Source organism: Peribacillus deserti (genome assembly GCF_002863585.1).
Taxonomy (GTDB): domain Bacteria; phylum Bacillota; class Bacilli; order Bacillales; family DSM-1321; genus Paraperibacillus; species Paraperibacillus deserti_A.
On the sequence record NZ_PGUY01000031.1, the window covers coordinates 77,891 to 98,425 of the forward strand.

General features: G+C 41.6%; 17 protein-coding genes and 1 other annotated feature. Of the genes, 10 read left to right on the forward strand and 7 right to left on the reverse strand.

The window, feature by feature from the left end; translation table 11 throughout:
• Positions 1 to 979 precede the first annotated feature (979 nt).
• The 5 genes from CUU66_RS10505 (at position 980) to CUU66_RS10525 (ending at position 7,134) form a co-directional block, all read left to right on the forward strand.
• Positions 980 to 2,386: an IS4 family transposase gene (locus CUU66_RS10505; RefSeq protein WP_180955244.1), complete on the forward strand. Its 1,407-nt coding sequence runs from the start codon at positions 980 to 982 to the stop codon at positions 2,384 to 2,386.
• A 222-nt stretch (positions 2,387 to 2,608) separates the two neighbouring features.
• Positions 2,609 to 4,033 carry a tyrosine phenol-lyase gene (locus tag CUU66_RS10510; RefSeq protein WP_101641828.1) on the forward strand — a complete coding sequence of 475 codons (1,425 nt, stop codon included), beginning with the start codon at positions 2,609 to 2,611 and terminating at the stop codon, positions 4,031 to 4,033.
• Between the two features lie 84 nt (positions 4,034 to 4,117).
• Positions 4,118 to 4,325: a binding site (T-box leader), on the forward strand.
• Positions 4,326 to 4,418: 93 nt separating this feature from the next.
• A complete protein-coding gene (gene aspS / locus CUU66_RS10515) occupies positions 4,419 to 5,714 on the forward strand; it encodes an aspartate--tRNA(Asn) ligase (RefSeq protein ID WP_101641910.1) in 1,296 nt (431 codons plus the stop codon).
• Positions 5,715 to 6,051: 337 nt separating this feature from the next.
• Positions 6,052 to 6,279 (forward strand): HD domain-containing protein, encoded by a 228-nt coding sequence (locus CUU66_RS25400; RefSeq protein WP_101641830.1) that lies wholly within the window; start codon positions 6,052 to 6,054, stop codon positions 6,277 to 6,279.
• Between the two features lie 246 nt (positions 6,280 to 6,525).
• On the forward strand, positions 6,526 to 7,134 hold the full coding sequence (locus CUU66_RS10525; protein ID WP_374702989.1) for a LysE/ArgO family amino acid transporter: 609 nt from the start codon (positions 6,526 to 6,528) through the stop codon (positions 7,132 to 7,134).
• A gap of 773 nt (positions 7,135 to 7,907) precedes the next feature.
• Here CUU66_RS10525 and CUU66_RS10535 read toward each other — a convergent pair.
• Positions 7,908 to 9,035, reverse strand: a complete 1,128-nt coding sequence (locus CUU66_RS10535) for an AI-2E family transporter (protein ID WP_101641839.1) — start codon at positions 9,033 to 9,035, stop codon at positions 7,908 to 7,910.
• A 427-nt stretch (positions 9,036 to 9,462) separates the two neighbouring features.
• Between CUU66_RS10535 and CUU66_RS10540 the strand changes: the two genes are divergently transcribed.
• Both CUU66_RS10540 and CUU66_RS10545 read left to right on the forward strand, forming a co-directional pair.
• The gene (locus CUU66_RS10540; protein WP_180955245.1) at positions 9,463 to 10,671 is read left to right on the forward strand and encodes an MFS transporter; all 1,209 of its coding nucleotides are present in this window, start codon (positions 9,463 to 9,465) and stop codon (positions 10,669 to 10,671) included.
• A gap of 60 nt (positions 10,672 to 10,731) precedes the next feature.
• Positions 10,732 to 11,499, forward strand: coding sequence for a GNAT family N-acetyltransferase (locus tag CUU66_RS10545; RefSeq protein WP_101641844.1), 768 nt, complete (start codon positions 10,732 to 10,734; stop codon positions 11,497 to 11,499).
• Between the two features lie 64 nt (positions 11,500 to 11,563).
• Here CUU66_RS10545 and CUU66_RS10550 read toward each other — a convergent pair whose 3' ends face one another.
• The 3 genes from CUU66_RS10550 to CUU66_RS10560 all read right to left on the reverse strand — a co-directional run bounded on the left by CUU66_RS10550 (position 11,564) and on the right by CUU66_RS10560 (position 13,968).
• Positions 11,564 to 11,779: an alpha/beta-type small acid-soluble spore protein gene (locus CUU66_RS10550; protein WP_101641845.1), complete on the reverse strand. Its 216-nt coding sequence runs from the start codon at positions 11,777 to 11,779 to the stop codon at positions 11,564 to 11,566.
• Positions 11,780 to 12,352: 573 nt separating this feature from the next.
• Positions 12,353 to 12,739, reverse strand: a complete 387-nt coding sequence (locus CUU66_RS10555) for a VOC family protein (RefSeq protein WP_101641912.1) — start codon at positions 12,737 to 12,739, stop codon at positions 12,353 to 12,355.
• Positions 12,740 to 12,774: 35 nt separating this feature from the next.
• Entirely contained in the window at positions 12,775 to 13,968 is a 1,194-nt protein-coding gene (locus CUU66_RS10560; protein ID WP_101641848.1) for a M20 family metallopeptidase, read from the reverse strand.
• Positions 13,969 to 14,293: 325 nt separating this feature from the next.
• Between CUU66_RS10560 and CUU66_RS10565 the strand changes: the two genes are divergently transcribed.
• Positions 14,294 to 14,911 (forward strand): DUF421 domain-containing protein, encoded by a 618-nt coding sequence (locus tag CUU66_RS10565; RefSeq protein WP_101641851.1) that lies wholly within the window; start codon positions 14,294 to 14,296, stop codon positions 14,909 to 14,911.
• Between the two features lie 18 nt (positions 14,912 to 14,929).
• Positions 14,930 to 15,232, forward strand: coding sequence for an EthD family reductase (locus CUU66_RS10570; protein WP_180955246.1), 303 nt, complete (start codon positions 14,930 to 14,932; stop codon positions 15,230 to 15,232).
• Positions 15,233 to 15,368: 136 nt separating this feature from the next.
• On the opposite strand, the gene CUU66_RS10575 is transcribed toward CUU66_RS10570, so the two are convergent.
• Positions 15,369 to 16,193, reverse strand: coding sequence for an SPL family radical SAM protein (locus CUU66_RS10575; protein WP_101641855.1), 825 nt, complete (start codon positions 16,191 to 16,193; stop codon positions 15,369 to 15,371).
• 132 nt (positions 16,194 to 16,325) lie between these two features.
• Here CUU66_RS10575 and CUU66_RS10580 point away from each other — a divergent pair, with 132 nt between their 5' ends.
• A complete protein-coding gene (locus tag CUU66_RS10580; protein WP_101641856.1) occupies positions 16,326 to 17,744 on the forward strand; it encodes a S8 family peptidase in 1,419 nt (472 codons plus the stop codon).
• A gap of 50 nt (positions 17,745 to 17,794) precedes the next feature.
• Here CUU66_RS10580 and CUU66_RS10585 read toward each other — a convergent pair whose 3' ends face one another.
• Complete coding sequence (locus CUU66_RS10585) at positions 17,795 to 19,384, reverse strand: amidohydrolase (protein ID WP_101641859.1); 1,590 nt, start codon at positions 19,382 to 19,384, stop codon at positions 17,795 to 17,797.
• Positions 19,385 to 19,607: 223 nt separating this feature from the next.
• A complete protein-coding gene (locus CUU66_RS10590; protein ID WP_101641861.1) occupies positions 19,608 to 20,510 on the reverse strand; it encodes a LysR family transcriptional regulator in 903 nt (300 codons plus the stop codon).
• Positions 20,511 to 20,535: the final 25 nt, after the last annotated feature.

A 20,535-nucleotide genomic window follows, 5' to 3' on the forward strand; every position in this document is an offset into this window, starting at 1 on the left:
TGAAGAGGAATCTATTATTCGTAGGGGTCTGCCTGGATACTATTTAGCACTTTTCCTATTTAATGAATAAAACGGCCTATTGCTCATGGATTCTGGGCCTTTCTGTTTATTTTGAGTATCCTTATTTCTTTGTTTTTTTCTATTTCGGTTTAAAAGAGAGCCCCTTAACAATATGTATTGGTTGGTCCATTGCCGTTCTGGCTGTAAGTATGGGTTCTTTATGTACGTATGGATCCAGTTATTACATAACTCATCTTTTGGGGTAGCCACTTTAGGGGAAACTATGTAATCTAACTATTATTATACGATTTCCTATTCGGCCTCCTCAGCAGGTATGAAAGAGTTTTATTAAGTCCAGAAAAGGGAAGACTCCCCGTCCCCCAATAAGAAGAGGAATAGGTACGGGTATGTAATTGCAGCCTATAAAAAATTGGAGGCAAACACATCGCCTAGGAGGCGGCACAGAAAGTAAGCTTTGAAATCAATTTCCAAAAACGAATGAAAGTTGATTTTAGGCAGGAGCCGCCAAGTGGGTTTGGTTGTGTGGATAGATGTCCGATTTTGAGACGAGTTGTATATGAATAGCCTATGAGTTTCATATATTCCGTGTTAGACAAGGTGACTTTATATAAACATATAAAGTCACCTTTTTGTATGTCTAGGGGCGTAATAACCCAGGACAATTTCCCATTATTTCTCGGGAAAGCGCAGGAAATGACACATAACGCCATCTTTGTCGAAAATTGAAGCTGGAAAGAGAACCGTCCATCCGGGAAATGGGGGACAGTCCCCCAGATGAAACCAGGGGAACCCTTTATATAACTAAGGAAATTATGGATGGCCAAACCCGGGAAATGGGGGACAGTCCCCATACCCATCAAGTTAAGGTTTTACAAAGATTTACAAATACCCCTTAGACTTTGTACTTTGGGGTATTTACTTTTTATAGATGTAAAAATTTATAGAAAGGATGTTGAACATGAATAAGACTTCTTTTCATGATGAATTTCAGATTCTTTCCAAGACTCTTAGTCATATCTTTTCAGCGGAGTATCTTGAACAAACCGCCAGAGATACGGGATTTGTACAGCGAGAAGGAAAGCTGAAAGCGAAAGACTTCCTGTCACTCTGCACATTTTTAGGTGACCATTCCGGGCAGAAAACACTGAACCAGCTCTGCAGCACCTTAGATTCGTACAGAGATATTAATTTAAGTGCCGAGGGATTAAATCAGCGATTTAATGAGGGGGCCGTAGCGTTTATTAAAAAGGTCTTTACGGATTCGCTTAGTCGCCAAATCGGAGAATGTCTGGGTTTTTCACATGCCTTTGACCAATACTTTGACCGTATAAGAATACTGGATTCTTCTGGTTTTCGTCTGCCGGACACTTGTCACGGCCATTACAAGGGCTCTTCGGAGCCAGGTGTGAAAATTCAGTTGGAATATGAACTCCTAAAAGGGAACTTCATACATCTTGAGGTGCAAGACGGGAGAGAAAGTGATCAAACATATGGACATGCCGTGGTTAATACAGTGGAGCCAAGGGACTTATGTCTTCGGGACCTTGGATACTTTTCTTTTAAGGATTTAGAACGGATAAAAGTAAAAGGAGCATACTATATTTCTAGACTCCACGAAAAATCTGCAATCTATGTAAAGAAGGACGAAGGAAACACTTCAAAACTTACAAGGAAACCGGTGTATGTCAGAGTAGACCTAGAAAAAATTATGGACCAAATGAAATTTGGAGAAATGTTTGAAATGGAAGAGGTGTATGTGGGCTATGATCAAAAGTTTCCCACTAGGCTTATTCTCTGTAAGTTAACAGAGGATCAAACAAAGCAGCGGCTTTTGATGAGAGAGAAAAAGGAAAAAAAGAAAGGTGTGAAATACTCACACCAAACCAAAAGGCTCTCAGCCCTTAACATATACATTACCAATATACCCGAAGAGTTTATTACTAAACAGGAAGTGCATGAACTTTACAGTCTAAGATGGCAGATAGAAATTTTGTTTAAAACTTGGAAGTCTCTTTTCAACATTCATAGGATGAAAAAGATGAAACCCGAGAGGGTTGAATGCCATTTATATGGCACCTTGCTTTCCCTGTTGGTAGCCTCGATGATCACATTTCAGATAAGATTCATCTTATATCATAAAAGAGGAAAAGAAACGAGCGAGTTTAAAGGAATGAGTATAGTTAAGGAATATTTTACAAAGCTGCACTATGCCATCTTTGACCGCTCCAGCCCTATTCCTAGTGTAATAACCAGTATATACCGAAGTATAGAAAAAAACGGTCAAAAGTGTCATCGCTATAGGAAAAAGACAGTGTTTGATATTTTGGGAATTGAATACAAGAAAAACTGTCGTTACGCAAGTTGATAGATCAAAAAAAAAAATTCCTCTTGAGGAAGGTTTATTAAGTAAGGCTAAATTTAAAAGAACAAATAAAAGGAACTCATCTGAATTCGATGAGTTCTCTTAACTTGATTGGTATGGGGACAGTCCCCGCTTTAGTGCGTTGATGGTTTAAGGTGTGTTCTTGAGGTGGAAACTGTTTGTTTTCTATAATTGGGTTAGATTTGTAGAAGGGGGATTTTTGCTATGAAAAGACGCACAGCTGAGCCGTATAGGATTAAGGCAGTGGAACCTCTTACGATTCTTACATATGAAGAAAGAATGGAAGCATTGAAAAGAGCAGGGTACAATACGTTTTTGATTGATTCGGAGGATGTCTATATTGATTTGCTTACGGATAGCGGTACATCAGCTATGAGTGATAAGCAGTGGGCCGCAATTATGATGGGCGATGAGGCATATGCAGGCAGCAGGAGCTGGAAAAGGTTAGAGCAGGCGGTCAGGGATGTGTACGGCTTTAGATATATCATTCCTACACACCAGGGACGCGGTGCAGAGAATATTCTGTCACAGTTGAAAATACAGGATGGGGATTACGTTCCCGGAAATATGTACTTTACTACAACGAGAGCACATCAGGAGCTGAATGGGGCAGCCTTCGTTGATGTGATTATTGACGAAGCGCACGATTCTTGTAGCGAGTATCCTTTTAAAGGCAATATCGATATTTTAAAGCTTCATAATCTCATTGACGAAGTGGGTTCAGAGAGAATACCCTATCTATGTTTAGCGGTAACGGTAAATTTGGCTGGGGGCCAGCCGGTCAGCATGGAGAACATGAGGGAAGTTTATCGAATCTGCAGAAATTATGGGATAGAAGTCATGTTTGATGCGACAAGATGTGTTGAAAATGCATATTTTATAAAAGAACGAGAAGAAGGGTACAGCACGAAATCGATTGCTGCAATTTTAAAAGAAATGTTTTCCTATTCAGATGGCTGCACAATGAGCGGAAAGAAAGACTGCCTGGTAAATATAGGCGGTTTCCTTGCCATGAATGATGAAGAGTTATATACCCGTGCCCGAGAACTTGTTGTGGTGTATGAAGGAATGCCCTCCTATGGAGGTATGGCGGGAAGAGATATGGAGGCGATGGCACAGGGGATTTATGAGGCGATTGATGACCATTACATTGAGCACCGTATTCATCAGGTGAGATATCTGGGAGATCAGCTTATAGAAACTGGCATTCCTATTGTCCGGCCTATTGGCGGTCATGCAGTTTTTCTTGACGCTAGAGCATTTCTTCCTCATTTAAAGCAGGAAGATTTCCCGGCTCAAGCGCTTGCCGCTGCCCTTTATCTCGATGCCGGTGTACGATCCATGGAAAGAGGGATCGTGTCTGCAGGGAGAAACAAAGTGACAGGGAAGCATAATCAGCCCAAATTAGAGCTTGTCAGGCTGACGATTCCACGCCGTGTTTACACGAACAACCATATGGACGTGGTTGCGGATTCAATACTTTCCCTTTATCAAAAAAAGGATCAGATTTGCGGCTTCCAGATGGTCTATGAACCGCCTACACTTCGCTTTTTCAATGCAAGGTTTTCTCCACTTTCAGCAAGCGGTGAACTTATGGGTGGAGAAGGGCATACGGTCTCTGTCAATTAGAGGATGGAGGAGCTGTATAAAGCTTCCTAAAAAAGGGTTTACAATTTCTATAAACTGGTATAATATCAAATAAATTTCATATCGATAAAAACGATGATCAGGAAAAGTAATTCTTTCCCTTGTCTTTAGAGAGCAGTCGGAAGCTGAAAAGACTGCGGCAATATAGAATGAATGACACCTGGGAGTGGGGCTCTGAATTATCAGTAGGAGCTGCCGGTAATTTGCCGTTATATGTAAATCAAGTGGCTGTTTACAGCAATTTGGGTGGTACCGCGGTTATTCCGTCCCTATTTTTATAGGGGCGGTTTTTTATTTTTAAGGGGGTGAGTGCATGGATTCTGACGATGACGATATGAACAAAAAGATAATCGGAGGAGGAAAAATAATGACTGAAAAAACACGTGTACTCATCAACGAATGTATAGGACAGGAAGGTCAAGGTGTCACCCTTAAAGGCTGGGTAAAAAAAGTTAGGCATTTAGGAAGTATCAGCTTTGTTTTACTAAGAGACAGAACAGGTGAAATCCAGTGTGTGCTGGAGAAAAAGTGGGCAGGTCTAAAGCTTGAAACGGAAAGTGCGATTGAACTGAGCGGAATTGTAAAGAAAACTCAGCAGACATCTTTAGGTGTTGAAGTGCTTGCAGATGAAATTACGATTTTGTCGTCTAGTGCACCACTGCCCTTTGAACTTTCAAAAAAAACGTTAAATGCCGGGCTCGACCAGGTATTGAATAATCGTTTTGTTTCTTTCCGGCATCATAAAATAAACACTATATTTAAACTGAAAGCATTGTTTGTAAACGCATTCAGTGATTTTTTAACTGATAAAGGGTTCACACAGATTTTTACTCCCAAATTAGTTTCTCAGGGAGCGGAGGGTGGAGCGAATGTGTTTACCTTGAACTATTTCGGTAAAGAAGCGTCTCTAGCGCAGTCCCCGCAATTTTATAAGCAGATGATGGTGGGGGCAGGTTTTGAGCGGGTTTTCGAAATAGCGCCTGTCTACCGGGCAGAGGAGCATAACTCCTCCAGGCATTTGAATGAGTATATTTCACTGGACGTTGAAATGGGGTTTATTGAAGATTTTCGCGATATTATGAGGCTGGAAACGGAGCTCCTTAAGTCTATTTTTAAAGAAATTCAGGAAAGCTTTGGTGATGAATTGGCTGAATACAAGGCCGAAATTCCCATCATCTCTGAAATACCCGAATTAACACTAAAGGAAGCGCAAAAAGTTTTAAAGGATGTTTATAAGAAGGATTCTCCTGTGGGTGACCTCAATACAGAAGGAGAAAAGCTAATAGGCAGGCATATCAAAGAAAAACACGGCAGTGATTTTGTTTTCATCACCCATTATCCGGCAGAAACGAGGCCGATGTATACCATGCCTAATAAAGAAAATCCGGCCCTGACGGATTCATTCGACTTGCTGTATAAAGGTACAGAAATCACGTCTGGAGGGCAGAGAATTCATACTCATGGCCAGCTGCTTCAATCGTTTGAATCCAAGGGACTGAACCCAAAAGATTTCAGTTCATATCTTGAGGCCTTCCAATACGGCTTTCCACCGCATGGAGGATTTGCAATCGGCCTTGAGAGAATCATCTATCTATTCCTAAATCTCGGCAACGTGAGAGAAGCCAGCGCCTTCCCAAGAGACTGCGACCGCCTCATACCTTAATGGGGACTGTCCCCCATTCCCGGGCTGGAAAATACCCAGCTGGCTTAGGTTTCAGCTGGGGCCAGTCTTTATTTCCCATACTTTTGTGCCTGGTATGGGCCTGCTGAATCAGCGCTGGATTTTTGTCTTATTGCAGGTTTTTCGCACAACCTTACAAAAGGGGCAAATGGATATGAATCGACCCAAATTACAGAATTAGCTTTCCAACAGATGGCCGGCTGTAAAGCTCATCTTTCCCTGAGAAAAAGGTTTTATATTCACCATTGTGAAGAGCTGCAAACAAGCGGGGCAATTATGAAAGGAATTACAGCCAGATCATCCATCCGTAGACAAGGTAATGTACTGTGGTGCGTTGCTTCACGATTTAACGAAAGGAATCGAGCCACATAACGAAACAGGGGCAGATCTGGTAAAATCTTTGCTGCAGCCCTATTGTCCAGAGGAAGAGATTTACCCGATTTCCGAGATTGTCAGATTACATAATAAAAGGGGAAACAGTGATTTCCCCATACATATCAAGATTATTCAGGATGCAGATGTACTAGATCATTTTAGTTCCACCTGACAGGTGGATGAAGTTTTTCTACAGTGCACATCATGGGGAAAATGCATGTCAGGCGATTGAAACCTGGAATATCGATTGTATCAAGGAATGCTATCGGAAAACACGCTCTCATTATATTTTGACGTTTCAAAAGCTGTGTTTGGTAATAAAGAAAAATTTTATAAGCGTTTTGCAGATCGATTTACACTTGAGAGGAACGGTGTATTGTTAAAGTAAGCGGTCCGAGCGTTGGAAGGAAGGATTACTTTGGAAGCAATTATCATTCATGGAGTTTTACTAGCGTTTGGCCTTATACTCCCTTTAGGTGTCCAAAATGTGTTTATTTTTCAGCAAGGTGCATATCATAAGGATTTTATTCGAGCGCTGCCCGCAGTCTTAACGGCTGCCATTTGTGATTTAGTCTTAATCACTCTTGCTATAGGCGGAGTTTCTGTTATCGTACTGGCCAATCCGGTTTTTAAAACAGTATTGATAACAGTGGGCTGTTTATTCCTGATTTATATGGGCTGGGTAACCTGGAACACGAAAAATCAGCAAGGCACAATGGAGGGGGAGGCATTTACAGGCAGGAAACAAATCATTTTTGCTGCTTCAGTGTCTTTATTAAACCCACATGCCATATTAGATACGATTGGAGTGATCGGCACTAGTTCGCTGCAATATTCTGGAATGGATAGATGGGTCTTCGCCGCCGCCTGTGTGGCTGTTTCCTGGATCTGGTTTTTTGGATTGGCTGCTGCGGGAAGATTTTTTGGGAAGATCGATCAGACTGGTAAATTAATGAGCCTTGTAAATAAGTGTTCTGCCATCATCATATGGGGAGTGGCCGTTTTACTAATCAAATCCCTTTTATAAAAAGGCTGTTTTCTCAAACTTTGTTGCTATTGAACAAGAAGTGGATTGGAGCGCAAGCATGCTAGCATTCCCCGGGGCAGGCGGTGATCCCGATTTTGCCTTTTAATGGCGGTTGGCTAGACCCGCGGTGTCAGTCCGGAGCTGGACAAAAAGAAAAGCGGAAAGCGGTGCCTTCCGCATTAACATTGTTTAAGAACTCGCATGATAAGCTCATCTTTTATCAACACAAATTTTTAAGGAAGGCAGAGACCTGAAAAGCATAAGACGAGCAGGCCGTGAGAAGCGGTTTTCTTCTCATGGACTGATTGGCTTATGACTCGAGGGTCTAAAGCCTTTGAGCTGGACAAAAAGAAAAGCGGAAAGCGGTGCCTCCCCCATTAACATTGTTAAGAACTCGCATGATAAGCTCATCTTTATCAACACAAAACTTTAGGGAAGGTCTAAAGCCTTGGTGCTGGACAATACCCGCTGCTCCCGCAGGAGTCTCGCACCTTACACTCCAATCAACCTGAATTAACAATAGGGTGATATAACAAAACTTATTAAAAAACAACAATCTTTTAGAAAAGAGCTTATAAAAAAGAATGCTGGTCATTTAATACGGCCAGCATTCTTTTTATTTTCTTGTACCTTCATTCGCTGCTGAATGTATGGCAGCAGGCCTGTGTTTTAGGTGTCCTGCTTAATAAAACTCGCTTTTATATCTTTACAAATAATCTATTGTATCAATTCAAAATCAATTTCTTTTGTGTGAATATACAACACCGGAATGCCTAATGTGAAGATGATGATTTACCAGTATTCTTAGTTTCCGATCCAAGCGAATTGGAGATTGCCGCTTTCCGCTTGCGGAGTCTGTAAAACAGCCTGAAATTTTTAACAAGCGTCTTAATTACAGAATAAAGAGGGATAGCGATTAAGATGCCCACAAACCCGTATATGGAACCGGCGACAAGCAGGAGCAGGATAATGGTTAACGGATGAATATTCAATTTCTTTCCCATTACATTCGGCGTTACCAGATGTCCTTCAAGCTGTTGAACGATAACTAACACGATCAGCACTTTTACAGCCATGAATGGATCACTCTGCAGGGCAACAAATAGAGCCGGAATGATTCCCAATAGAGGTCCTGCAAACGGCACGATCGTTAGAAACATGGCGAAAACAGCCAATACAAGGGGGGAATCAATTCCTATGATCAAATATCCCATAAACATCAAAACGCCATCAACAGCAGCTATGATGAATTGACCAGTGATATAGGTAGAAAGAGCTTTATCCATATCCACGAGAATTTTATTTCCTTCGAGCTCACCTTCAGGGGGTATATATTTCAGTAGGAACGGCCGAAGTTTATCATCATCCTTCAGAAAATAAAATACTATGAACGGAACGACCACCAGTACGGTTGCGATACTGGTCACCGTTGTAAATAATTTTATAATATTATCACTGGCATTCTGGGAAAAAGATCTAAAATAATGCATCGCTTTTTCCTGAATATGGCCTCCCTCAAAAACTCCGATATTATGCTTGTTTATTGCTTTTTCAGATTCAGAGGTAATCTCCCTGAATTTCTGTGGAAGGGTATCTGATAAATGCTTGACCTGATCTACTATGGATGGTCCGAAGAAGTGGATGATGGCATATATCATTCCAAAAATGAGTGCATATACAGATAAAATACTTACCGTTTTGGGCAGGAATTTAGACAGCAGCCGGACAACGGGCCTGAGCAGATAGTACAGCAGACCCGAAATCAGGATAGGAAAGAAAATGGTAGCAATGAACTGCTGAATGGGCTTCATAAAATAGTCGATTCTGCCGAACAGCAGGATAATAATTAAACAAAGGATAGTTCCTGTAGCATATTTAAAAAATGGTTTATTAATCCACACCCTAAAGACCTCCTGCAAAATAACCGTGCCGCACAGACACTTACCTTACTCCTTTCCTTTTTCCTGTGGATTTAAACTCTTAAGGAACAGAATATTTTTTTAGGTTCGGAAAAAAGAATGTTTAGAATTTATATTGTTTTTAGAAATGTTTTCTTATATGATTATCCTGAACTAAGTCGGAAGGAGGTACGCCCTGTGGGAATTTTTGCATCTGCAGTGAATCATGCCATAAAGATTTTTGATGTTGTTTTAAGTAAAGGGAGAAGTGTGTCCTTTTTTAATACATATCACCATCTTACATGCATATCACATGGGGAGCCTTCTAGTTAACTTGTATTTACAAAAGCAGGCACCTATCTTGGATAGGTGCCTTTTGTTTGTAAGTATTTTGTCTGACAGAAAGCCTCCTCAGACTGGGGGAAACAAAATGAGAGTAAATACTGAAATATTTTATAATAAGAACTTTTTATTTTATTGGCTGAGTGCGGTGATCACATCACTAGGAGATTCTATTTTCGTTATTGCATTAACCTGGCTCCTGGTCGAAAAAACCGGATCCCCGGCTGTAGTGGGTACTTATCTGTTTATACTGGGAATATCCAAGCTTGTATTTATTATAATAGGCGGGGCTGCGGTCGATCGGTTTGACCCCAAAAAACTTTTACTTTGGTCCACCTTGATAAGGGCGGCTGTTATCCTGCTTTCCTTATCAGCCGTTTATTCCGATTTTGGCGGCGTGTGGATATTCTATTTGATGAGTGCCATTTTTGGCAGTGTAGACGCAATTGCAGAACCTGCTGCCATAACCGCCCGTACCAGAATCGTTACAAAGGAGTTTTATACACAAAGTATGGGGCTCCTAATGACAGCGGGAAATGTTTCCGCGATCATCGGTCCTATGCTTGGTGCCGGACTGGTTGCAGCAGGCAGTACAGAAACCGCGATCATAATCAACGCGTTGATCTTCATGGCAGCAGCCTTTCTACTATCAAGAGTAAATATTACAAGTGAGAGAGAGCCAGAGCAAACCGGCAGGATGTGGCAGAATATAAAGGACGGATTTTCTTATTTCCTGCATACACCTATTATTCTTACTATGGCTATCTTCGCTTTCTTTTCAAACGCAGCAGTCGGAGCTATTCTTTTAAGCATCCCTTTTTTATCAGAAGAATTGGGATTTGGAGTAAGCGGTTATGGAATGATGAACACAGCGATCGCAATCGGGGGGGCAGCGGGTTCTGTCCTGTTTTCATTGGCCGCGATCAATAATCCAAAACCCTGGATGACTTTGCTGACTTGCTTTATTCAGGGGATTTTTATTCTGCTTACAGGAGTTACAGGAAATTTATTCATGATTACGGCTCTGATTGCCTTGATTGGCCTTCAGGAGGCAGCAGTAAATGTAATTGCCCCAAGTGTCAATCATGCCATGATACCTTCCAGAATGTTTGGAAGGGTGATAAGCGTGATGATTCTCGTCATGTCAGGATCCGTTCCATTGTCACAGGCCGCTGCAGGATGGCTGATGGAAACAGTCGAGCCGCAGACCATCTTTATATATGAGGGCCTCTTAGAAATGGTGGCTGCCTTTTGTACATTTTTATTACCTTTTGTGAGAAAATTTGAAAAGTTGTAGGGGTATCAGCTCCTCTTGGTAAGGGGGTAATGACTAACGAACTAAAAAGGAGAACCTATTTTGAATCAATTATTACCGCTTGAGAAGATTGTTAATCATTCATTTAAGATTCTAAACGGTCTGCCGGATTATATTAACATTGAAGAAAAACATACAGAGCGAGAGGATGAGCCTTCGCTTGAAAATAAAATAGCCAGTATAATCAACTTTGCTAATGCAAGGAAAGTCAACAGAATAGGCGCCATCATACAAAAATCCTCTAATAACTATCAGCTTCTAACCCGGTTATTAAAAAAATATAAGTTTGAATTCTATGCTTCACGAATAGAGGTGCAGCGGGACCTGCATGATATTGAGAAAGTACCGTACAGCTTTGAGTGGAGATCGATAGGAAGCCGTACCATTTCGGAGGAAGACTTTAAAACTCTGTGGAGTAGATGTATGACGGGATCCGCAAATGCTGCATCTACGCTTTCAATCGATGAACATCTTTCATCTGTTAAAAGCGAGCTTGGTACAGGCTGGGAACACTCCTGCCTGGCGGTATTTATAGACGGGGAGGCAGCCGGGATATCCATTCCGCATTTGGAGCCTGGGACAGCTGAAGAGGGGCGGATATTTTACTTTGGTCTGATTCCCGAGCAGCGCGGAAAAGGAATCAGTGCAGAAATCCATTACCAGTCACTCAGAATTTTAAGAGAAAAGGGAGCCTCTTATTATGTAGGAAGTACGCATGAATCAAATCTGGGAATGCAGGCTGTTTTTTGGAAAAATGGCTGTATGCTTAAGGGACATGTGGAATCTTATTATAGAACGGTGAAAATGTGAAATAATGAAGGCTATCTGCTAAAAGCAGATAGCCAATATCCAAATTATGCAGTTGTATTAAAAATTAACGAGATGTACCACCGAATTGACCTGCCATTTGAGATTGAGCTGTAGCAACAAGACGTTTTGTAATTTCTCCACCTACTGAACCGTTTGCACGAGATACAGTTTCAGCACCAAGTTGTACTCCAAACTCTTGAGCGATTTCGTACTTCATTTGGTCGATTGCTTGTTGAGCGCCTGGTACTAATTTTTGACGATTTGAACCACTTCTTGCCATGTGTCTTCACCTCCTTCGGTTGATACTTTTAATCTCCCTCTTTTTCAAAAGTTCATACATCCGATAAAAGATATTTTGTCCGTCCGATAGTATCATCTAGATCCTGTGCCGGCAGGAATTTGGATATCGTTGGAAGAATACGAAGATCCTAGACTTCCTATCAGGTTGTTAGTTTTGGGGAATATTGGAATAGTTAAGGGGTGAAAAACCTATTTCAAAAGGCTTATTTATAGATTATCTGGATTTATTTGGGAGCTGAACATTTTGGTGGTGAGGATATTATAGAATTACCCTTATTAAAATCTTGGAAGATTAACCTCTGTTTTATGGTTAAAATTGGAACTGCCGTTACCATCGTTCAGTTTTATTTTGTTTCAGGATACTGCATTTGAGGAAACTTTAATATTTAGTACTGGTGATTAATCCAGGCTGATTGAAACGAATGTTATTTAAGATGGTGCTAAAAGTTAACGCTGCTTAAGAAGAATGAAATACACCGAATTAATTGTTACCTCATCCAGTGAAATTATTCGTAAAAAAGCAGCCGCCAGTATAAGCAGCTGCGATACAGTGTTATCTTTGAAAGAATTCAATCCATTCACGGTCTGGTCCATAGATATAAAAGTATTTGTATCCGTTAGGAAGAGTGACGATTTCTTCGTCGATCAGCTCGACCTCTCCAAGTGCTTGTATCCTCCTGAATTCCTCTTCAATGGTTTCAGATTTTACAGCGAGATGATGGACCTTTCCTTCATTGGGAAGGTTATCATTGTATCCCTTAATAAGTTCAATTTCTGTTTCACCCTCATTGTTAAATCCCAGAAAAGCTAACTCTATTACCCCATTCGTATGGATAAGACGGTCTTTTAAAGTTAATCCGAGTACTTCCTGGTAAAATTGAATGGAGGTATCCATATCTTTAACCATGATTCCTACGTGATCGAGCATTTTTTGTATCATTTCTTTTTTTCCACCTTCTGTAATTTTCACAAGTTTTAGACTGTTGATACTTCCATTTTTAGCATTTTGAGTGCTGCCGCAACAAACATTTCAATACCCATGCTCAATGATTCTTCATCTATGGTAAAACGCGGATGATGGTGAGGATAGATGATACCTTTTTCCACATTCCCAGCGCCTGTAAAGAAAAAACAGCCATCTGCTTTTTGGAGGTAAGCAGAGAAATCTTCGCCTACCATATTTGGTTTCATCAATTCGACTGAAGCTTCCCCATATAATTCCAGAGCTGTATCATGGACAAATCTGGTTGATTCGTCATGGTTAATAACCGGACGGTAGCCAAAGTCAAAAGTGAAGTCATAGCTTGCTCCATGTGCAAGGGTTATTCCTTTAATTACTCTCTCCATCCATTCTGGTACTTTTTCCCGTATACTCGGGTTAAAGCTCCTTACCGTCCCCATGATTTCAACTGAACCGGGTATCACATTATGGGTGGTTCCGCCTGCAAATTTTGTAACCGAGATCACAAGCTGCTCAATGGGATCTACATTTCTTGAAACAATATGCTGTAAGTTCGTTACAACCTGCGCGGCCACAGCTATGCTGTCGACCGTTTCATGCGGAAGACCGCCATGGCCGCCTCTCCCTTTAACTGTCAGATAAAAAGTGTCAGGCGAAGCGAGCATGGGCCCATAAATAATCCCTATTTTTCCTGCTTCAAGGGGTGACCAAAGATGGGTCCCAATAACAGTATCTACCCCATCCATAACACCCGCTTCGACTAGCTCTTCAGCACCCCCGGGATACAATTCTTCTGCATGCTGGAAAATAAACCGTATTTCCCCTCGAAGTTCATTTTGCTTCTCTGATAAAATTTTTGCTGCTCCAAGCAGGATGGCGGTGTGGCCATCGTGCCCGCAAGCGTGCATGACTCCAGGATTTTCCGAGGCAAATGTTAAGCCAGTATCTTCTTGTATAGGAAGTGCATCAATATCTGCACGGATAGCAAGTATTTTACCTGGATCTTTGCCGATGAGCCTGGCCACCACACTATTTCTCGTTGGACGGCTAAGCTCAAGATTCCCAAATGAAAGAAGAGTTTCATATATAAACTGAGAAGTTTTTTCTTCATGGAATGACAATTCCGGATGTTTATGTAAATAGCGTCTCCACTCGACTACCTGTCCGATAACTGCTGCAGTATCCTTTTTTACTTCAGAAGAATCCATGTTTTCCACTCCTTTTCATGCTACAGAATATGAAGCCATTATATAGCTATTTGAAAATTTTGTATACGCAAAGGTGAAGCTCGTTTTAAATTTTCAAAGCTGCTATTGGACTGTAATTGATTGTCGCTGAAGGCGTGATTGCACCGACAAGGGGCAGGGAAGACCGGCAGGCTTAAAGTAAACGGATAATCAGGAACATAAGACCCATACTAAAATAAGCTTGGTTGTGATTCTATTTTAGGAGAGAAGCTAATGCCAGGATCTCTTCAAATCTTGATTAGAACAATAACTGCTTTCGTTTTCTTATGGATATTCGTTCAACGGTTTGGAAAGCAGACTATTTCACAAAAAAACATATCATCTTTATATTGCATCGATTACCATGGGGACGATAGCGGGAAATCTTGCATTCAACATAAGGATTAAATTCATCTATTTTGTTGTGGCCATTGTCATTATGGGAGCAATCGTCACATTGTTAAATATCATTGCTATGAAGAACCGGAAGTACCGAAAGTGGATCATCGGCGAACCGGAAGTACTGATTGAAAATGGGAAAATTATTGAAAAAAACATGAAGAAAATTGGATACTCAATAGATTCTTTAAAGGGAGCACTAAGAGAAAAGGATATCTTCCATCTTGAAGAAGTACAAAAAGCTCAATTGGAAATAAACGGTTCGCTCTCCGTGTTGAAAAAGCAGGAGTATCGTACGCTGACAAAACAAGATTTGAAGGCACTGCATGACCATTCACCTATAGAATTGATACTTGAAGGTAAATGGCTGGAGGATAATTTATCCATGGGCCGGTACAGCAAGGACTGGCTGTTGGCTGAGCTGGAAAAAAGACGGGTCCAGGCGGGTTCTGTCCGATATGCGGTGGCTGGCAGTAACGGAACACTCTATATTGAACTATTCGCCGGGTCTCAGTCTGAAAACTAAAACAAGGAGCTGCATATATTGGCTAAATTTATCGTTTTATACCACGAACCAAAGGACAAGGATCGTTTTGACAAGCATTATAACGAGGTTCATATCCCACTTGTGGAAAAAATGCCTCATGTAAAGTCCACTTCGCTGAATAAAATTGTAGATACTCAAAATAATGACTTAAAGTATTATCAAATCGTAGAGATAGAATATGAAAGTCTAGAGGACTTAAATGAATCACTTTCTTCAGACGCAGGAAGGAAAGTATCCGAGGATGCACCAAATCTCGCCCCATTTTTACATAGACCGCCAGTAATATTCATCACTGCGTAATATTGTTCGCTTTAGTCAGGGGACAACATGAGCAGGCATGAAGCACTGTAGGAAGGTCTTTCCTGCTCCAGGGTATAGCTTGTTTTCGGGCCGAACCATAAAAAAGCTTTGCTCCCAACAGCTAAGCAAGGTGCTGTTAAGGAGCAAAGCCTTCTTGTGATACGAAAATCATATCTTGAGGGTAAAACTTCAAAAAGTGTTTAACAGCCTTTCGATGCAGATTGGTGTCATACCATTTTGAAAAACCGTGAGCTTCAAACAATTGAGGCATGCCGAGTTTTTTTGATCGTCTTCCCTCAGCTCCATCACCGATGGTCAGGGTATCAATACAGATCCGGTCGACATGACCGGAAAAAATAAGCGGGAAATCAGGGGTGCACGGAAGCATAGGTGAAACAGCAGCCTGGGTGGCGATGCCAGCCTTTTTAATCTCTGCTAAAGCTTTGATCCGAAGAGGGATGCTGGGTGCGTGCGGTGCAAAAATCTTTCGAACATCCTCTCGGTCTGTTTCGACTGTCATGGATACACGGAGACCGCATTTCTCTTTTAATTGTACTAAAAGGTCTATATCTCTTGTGATAAGGGGGGAACGGGTCTGTATTAATAAAAAGTCTGGGGGATGATCAATCATTGCATCAAGAAGAGAGCGTGTAATCTCCGACTTGCGTTCAATTGGCTGATAAGGGTCAGTTGAGGAACTCATAAATATCCGTACAAACTTTCCTCTTTTTCTTAGATTCAAGATTTCCTTCCTATAAATATCTGATGCATTGGATTTTGCATCAATCCAGGTGCCCCACTGCTGTTCTCTGAACTTTTGGATAGGCAGTTCACGGACATAGCAGTAGGAACATCCAAACACACATCCGGCATAGGGATTTAAGCTGTGAGTATACCCGAAGTCCAGAAAGCCCTTCGCTTCGGTTAAAATTTTCTTTGAAGATATACTTTTAATCTCCATGACTAAAACTCCTTCCTGTCCAAACAATTATACCGCTAAATCTTGAATCTTTCCTCTATCCAGTCTTTCCCACGGTGTAAAATCGGTTAAAGGCGCAAGCTAAGTATAAATATACTCGAGAGGTGTAGGGGAATGGGAAGAATAAAAACTTTCGCCATAGCTGCTGCCATCCTTTTTGTGTTTGCAGGAACAGCCTACTGGATGCAGCCCTATTTTAATAGAGGACAAGAAAATGCAGAGACTGGCCGGTTCGATACTGCTAATCCACGGATCCTTGGTGTTAAAGACAAAACGGATATGATATATATAAACAGTCTAGAAGATGGGATAGCGCTGAAGAACGAGCTGAGGGGGAATCCCGAAGTTACCATTGTTAAACATAATGTACAGGATGAGAGCCATTATCATGAACATGAGGCTGCTGTTAAGTTTAAAAGGAATCCCGGCCAGCAGGAGTTAGAAGAGATGCTGAGGAGAATCGATGGTATGGCTATTAAACGTTTTAATCATACCATTGTGTTTAGATCGCGCAGTAAAAGTACGTCCGATTTACTTCAGTATTTCAATCATCTTCCTCAAGTTAAATTTGCTGAGCCAAATTATATCTATATGCAAAACGAAGCAAATGTGCCTAATGATTCCTTATACCGCCGCCAGTACCAATGGAATCTTCCGGTAATTCAGACAGAAGAAGGATGGGATATTACCAGGGGAAGTAAAAATGTCATAATAGCGGTAGTGGATACTGGAGTCGATCTTGATCATCCTGATTTAGAGCGGCGGATAACAAGGGGCTATAATGTCCTTGCCAAGAATAGTAATCCAGATGACGATAATGGACATGGATCTCACGTAGCTGGAATTATTGCTTCAGAAACCAATAATCTCCGGGGAATTGCAGGGCTTACCTGGTACAATAAAATAATGCCTGTAAAGGTCATGAATGAAAAGGGATATGGAAACGCCTTTGACGTTGCGAGAGGCGTAATCTGGGCGACAGACCATGGAGCCGACGTCATCAACTTAAGCCTAGGGAATTACCAGCCTTCCGCTGTCATGCAGGAAGCGATTCAGTATGCGTATGACCGAGATGTTGTGATTACAACTGCAGCCGGGAATGATAATACAGATCAGCCAAGTTTTCCGGCCGCTTATCCTGAAGTAATCTGTGTTGCCGCCGTGGACCACAATGGGAATCGGGCAGAGTTTTCAAATTACGGGGAGTATGTGGATGTTGCAGCTCCGGGCGTGGAAATCCCGAGTACGTATTTTCATAAGCAGTATGCCGCGCTTTCCGGTACATCCATGGCAGCTCCGCATGTTGCTGCGCTTGCTGGTTTGATCAGGTCCGCGAATCCTGATTTGAAAAATACAAAGGTAATGAATATTATCAGCAGAGGCACATACGATCTAGGGGCAAAAGGGTATGATCCCTACTTTGGAATGGGTTTGATCGATATCAGACATTCCCTGGAGCAGGTTGAAAAGCCAAGGAGACATAACAGGCAAAGCTTTTGGGATGAGCTAAGAGAATCATTCAATATTAAGTGAAAATAGAGGCCTCCACCTGAGGCCGCTATTTTCCTAAAAGCTCAGGGAGCTCAGACCTTTCTATGCTGGTAGACCATTTCTCCATCAATAAATGTTTCATCTACTGATAAGAGATCTATTTCATCTTCAGGGACTTCCAGGATATCTCTATCAAGTACAATAAAATCAGCACAATAACCCGGAGCAAGCATACCAGTTGAAGGAAGTCGGCATATTTCTGCCGCTGACTTAGTGTATAAGATAATGGCCTCTTCAATATTAATTCTTTCCTCTTTTCCGATATCAGTCCCATCATAGGCTTTACGGGTAACAGCAGCTTTCAGCCCGACAAAAGGATTATGGGGAACCGCCCAGGCAGTAGCTGGGGCATCGGAAGATAAGCAGACAGGGACCTTTTTTTCAAGCATACTTTTAATCGGGTAAGAAAGACGAGTCCTTTCAATTCCCAGATTAGATAAGTACCCTTCAATTTCGGCATAGAAAAAAATCGGCTGAGGCAGAAGTGCGATGTTAGAAGAAGAAGCCAGCTTCAATACTTCCTGACTCGATAGGGAAGCATGTTCGAGACGGAATGATGGGCCGTTTTTCAGCCAAGAGTTTTTCTCTGAAAAAACACTTGCTGTAAGTTGAATCGCTTGTTCTCCCATTGCATGTACACTAACCTGCAGTCCCATTTTACTGGCATAACTACATGCATCATTCATTGCTTCCCGTGATGTAATGGATAATCCGAATTCTTCATTGGAACCCAGGTAGGAGGGACTCACCCAGGCGGTCTTCCCTGTAATACTGCCATCTGCAAATAATTTGACACCGCCAATAAATATTGGCTGGTCAGTGTCCAGATAAACGGCAGGCATTTCAGGGTTTTTAACAATTGCATCCCACAAATAGTAAAGAACTGTCTTTTGGCGGAAGCCTTTTTGCCTCGCAGCATGAAACAGTTCATAAAAACCATGAGATGACATCATTTCTGTTACGGAAGTGATTCCATATCTAGACAATTCAACACTTAAATCAGCCATGAGCTTGCAATTGTGCTCAAAAGAAGCAGGCGGCTTGAGTGCGGTGACCAGGCTCATGGCTGCATCTTCGCGGAGCACTCCAGTTAATTCCCCATCCTTATTACGGTCGATCGTCCCTCCATCTGGGTTGGGAGTGTTGTTGTCAATTCCAGCTAATTCAAGAGCAAGGCTGTTCACAATGCATACATGAGCACATGATCTCGTTATAACCACCGGAACGTCCGGGCAGATACGATCGAGCTCCCATCTTGTCGGCAGTCGTTTCTCTTTCACCTTTCCTTCATCAAATCCCCATCCAAGTATCCACTGATACTCTTTCTGCTCGGCTCTCCTCTGAGAAATCTTACAAAGCATCTCAGCTATAGAATTAACCTCAGGAGGCGTACAGGCAATCTGGGTGAGTGTTTCGGCCAGCATAAAAGCATGCATATGAGCATCAACAAATCCCGGGAGCACTCTTTTTCCCTGTAAATTCATAACATTTCCTTCAGTCGTTTCCAAACAGCTGCCTTCTCCTATCCACGTGATTTTTCCCTTCTCAACGATCATAGTATCTGCATAGGGCTGATAAGGATTTGATGTGAAAAAACGTCCATTTATAAATATTGTTTTCATTTTAATCCCCCTAATTAAAGGTAAAGAAGAAACAGATTATTTCTTATGGCATGCGGCTAAGCAGACAGCTAAGGGTTTTCCTAAAGTTTATTAAAATGTTAGGAAAACTATGATAATCAAAGAAATAGGGGGGTATAGGATCAGGCAGACATTTTTTCTATAGAAGTCTGACACTCTTAAGACGCGAATACTATGAATACATTTTGGCAGTAGGGCAATTGCCCTATTTATACTGCTCGAGAATATAGAAAAACTCCTTAGCAAAGTGATAAAATGCTTTTTCGGATGGTGCCAATTCCCGGTTTTTAGGAGTGATGATACCGACTGTCCGGTTTAAATGTGGATCCTTTACAGGGATCTTCACTGTGTATCGGGGTATGTTTTCGGTTAGTGTACTATCAGGCAATAGGCTTACTCCAATTCCTGCAGCCACAAGCCCTTTGATTGCATCCATATCTTCGCCTTCAGATGCGATAGTAGGCACAAAGCCTGCTTGCCCGCAGGCATCTACTGCGATTTTTTGAAGAATGTACCCTTTCGGGAATAACACGAACAAATCGTTCCGCAGATCGCTTAAAAACAAGCTTTTTTTGTCGGAAAGGGGATGATTGGACGGTACCAGCGCCGAAAAACGCTCGGAAAATAAGATGTCTTTATTAATTTCGGATTCTTTTGTCGGTACGGGCCCGATAAAGGCTAAATCGATTTCACTATTTTTAACTGAATCAATCAAAGAAGTATATGAGCCTTGGCGTAAATAAAAGGTAACATTCGGCTGCTTGTCTTTAAATGCCGAGACAACAGTGGGCAGCAAATGGCCCGCAAGGCTGGTCGGATACCCGATTTTGATTATGCCTTTTTCCGGATCTAAATACTCATCTACTTTTGCCTTGGCATAATCTATCGCCTTGACCGCTGTTTTTACATGAGTTAAGAACATATTGCCGATTTCCGTCAGTTTTATATTTCTCCCTTTCCGTTCAAATAACGTAACTCCAAGCTCCGATTCCAGTTTTGCAATTTGCAGGCTGATCGCAGATTGAGCCACATGTAGCTGTTCTGCGGCTTCGGTGACATGTTCACGCTCAGCAACCTCAATAAAATAACGTAATTGTCGTAACTCCATATCGTCCTCCAGATTTATATATATT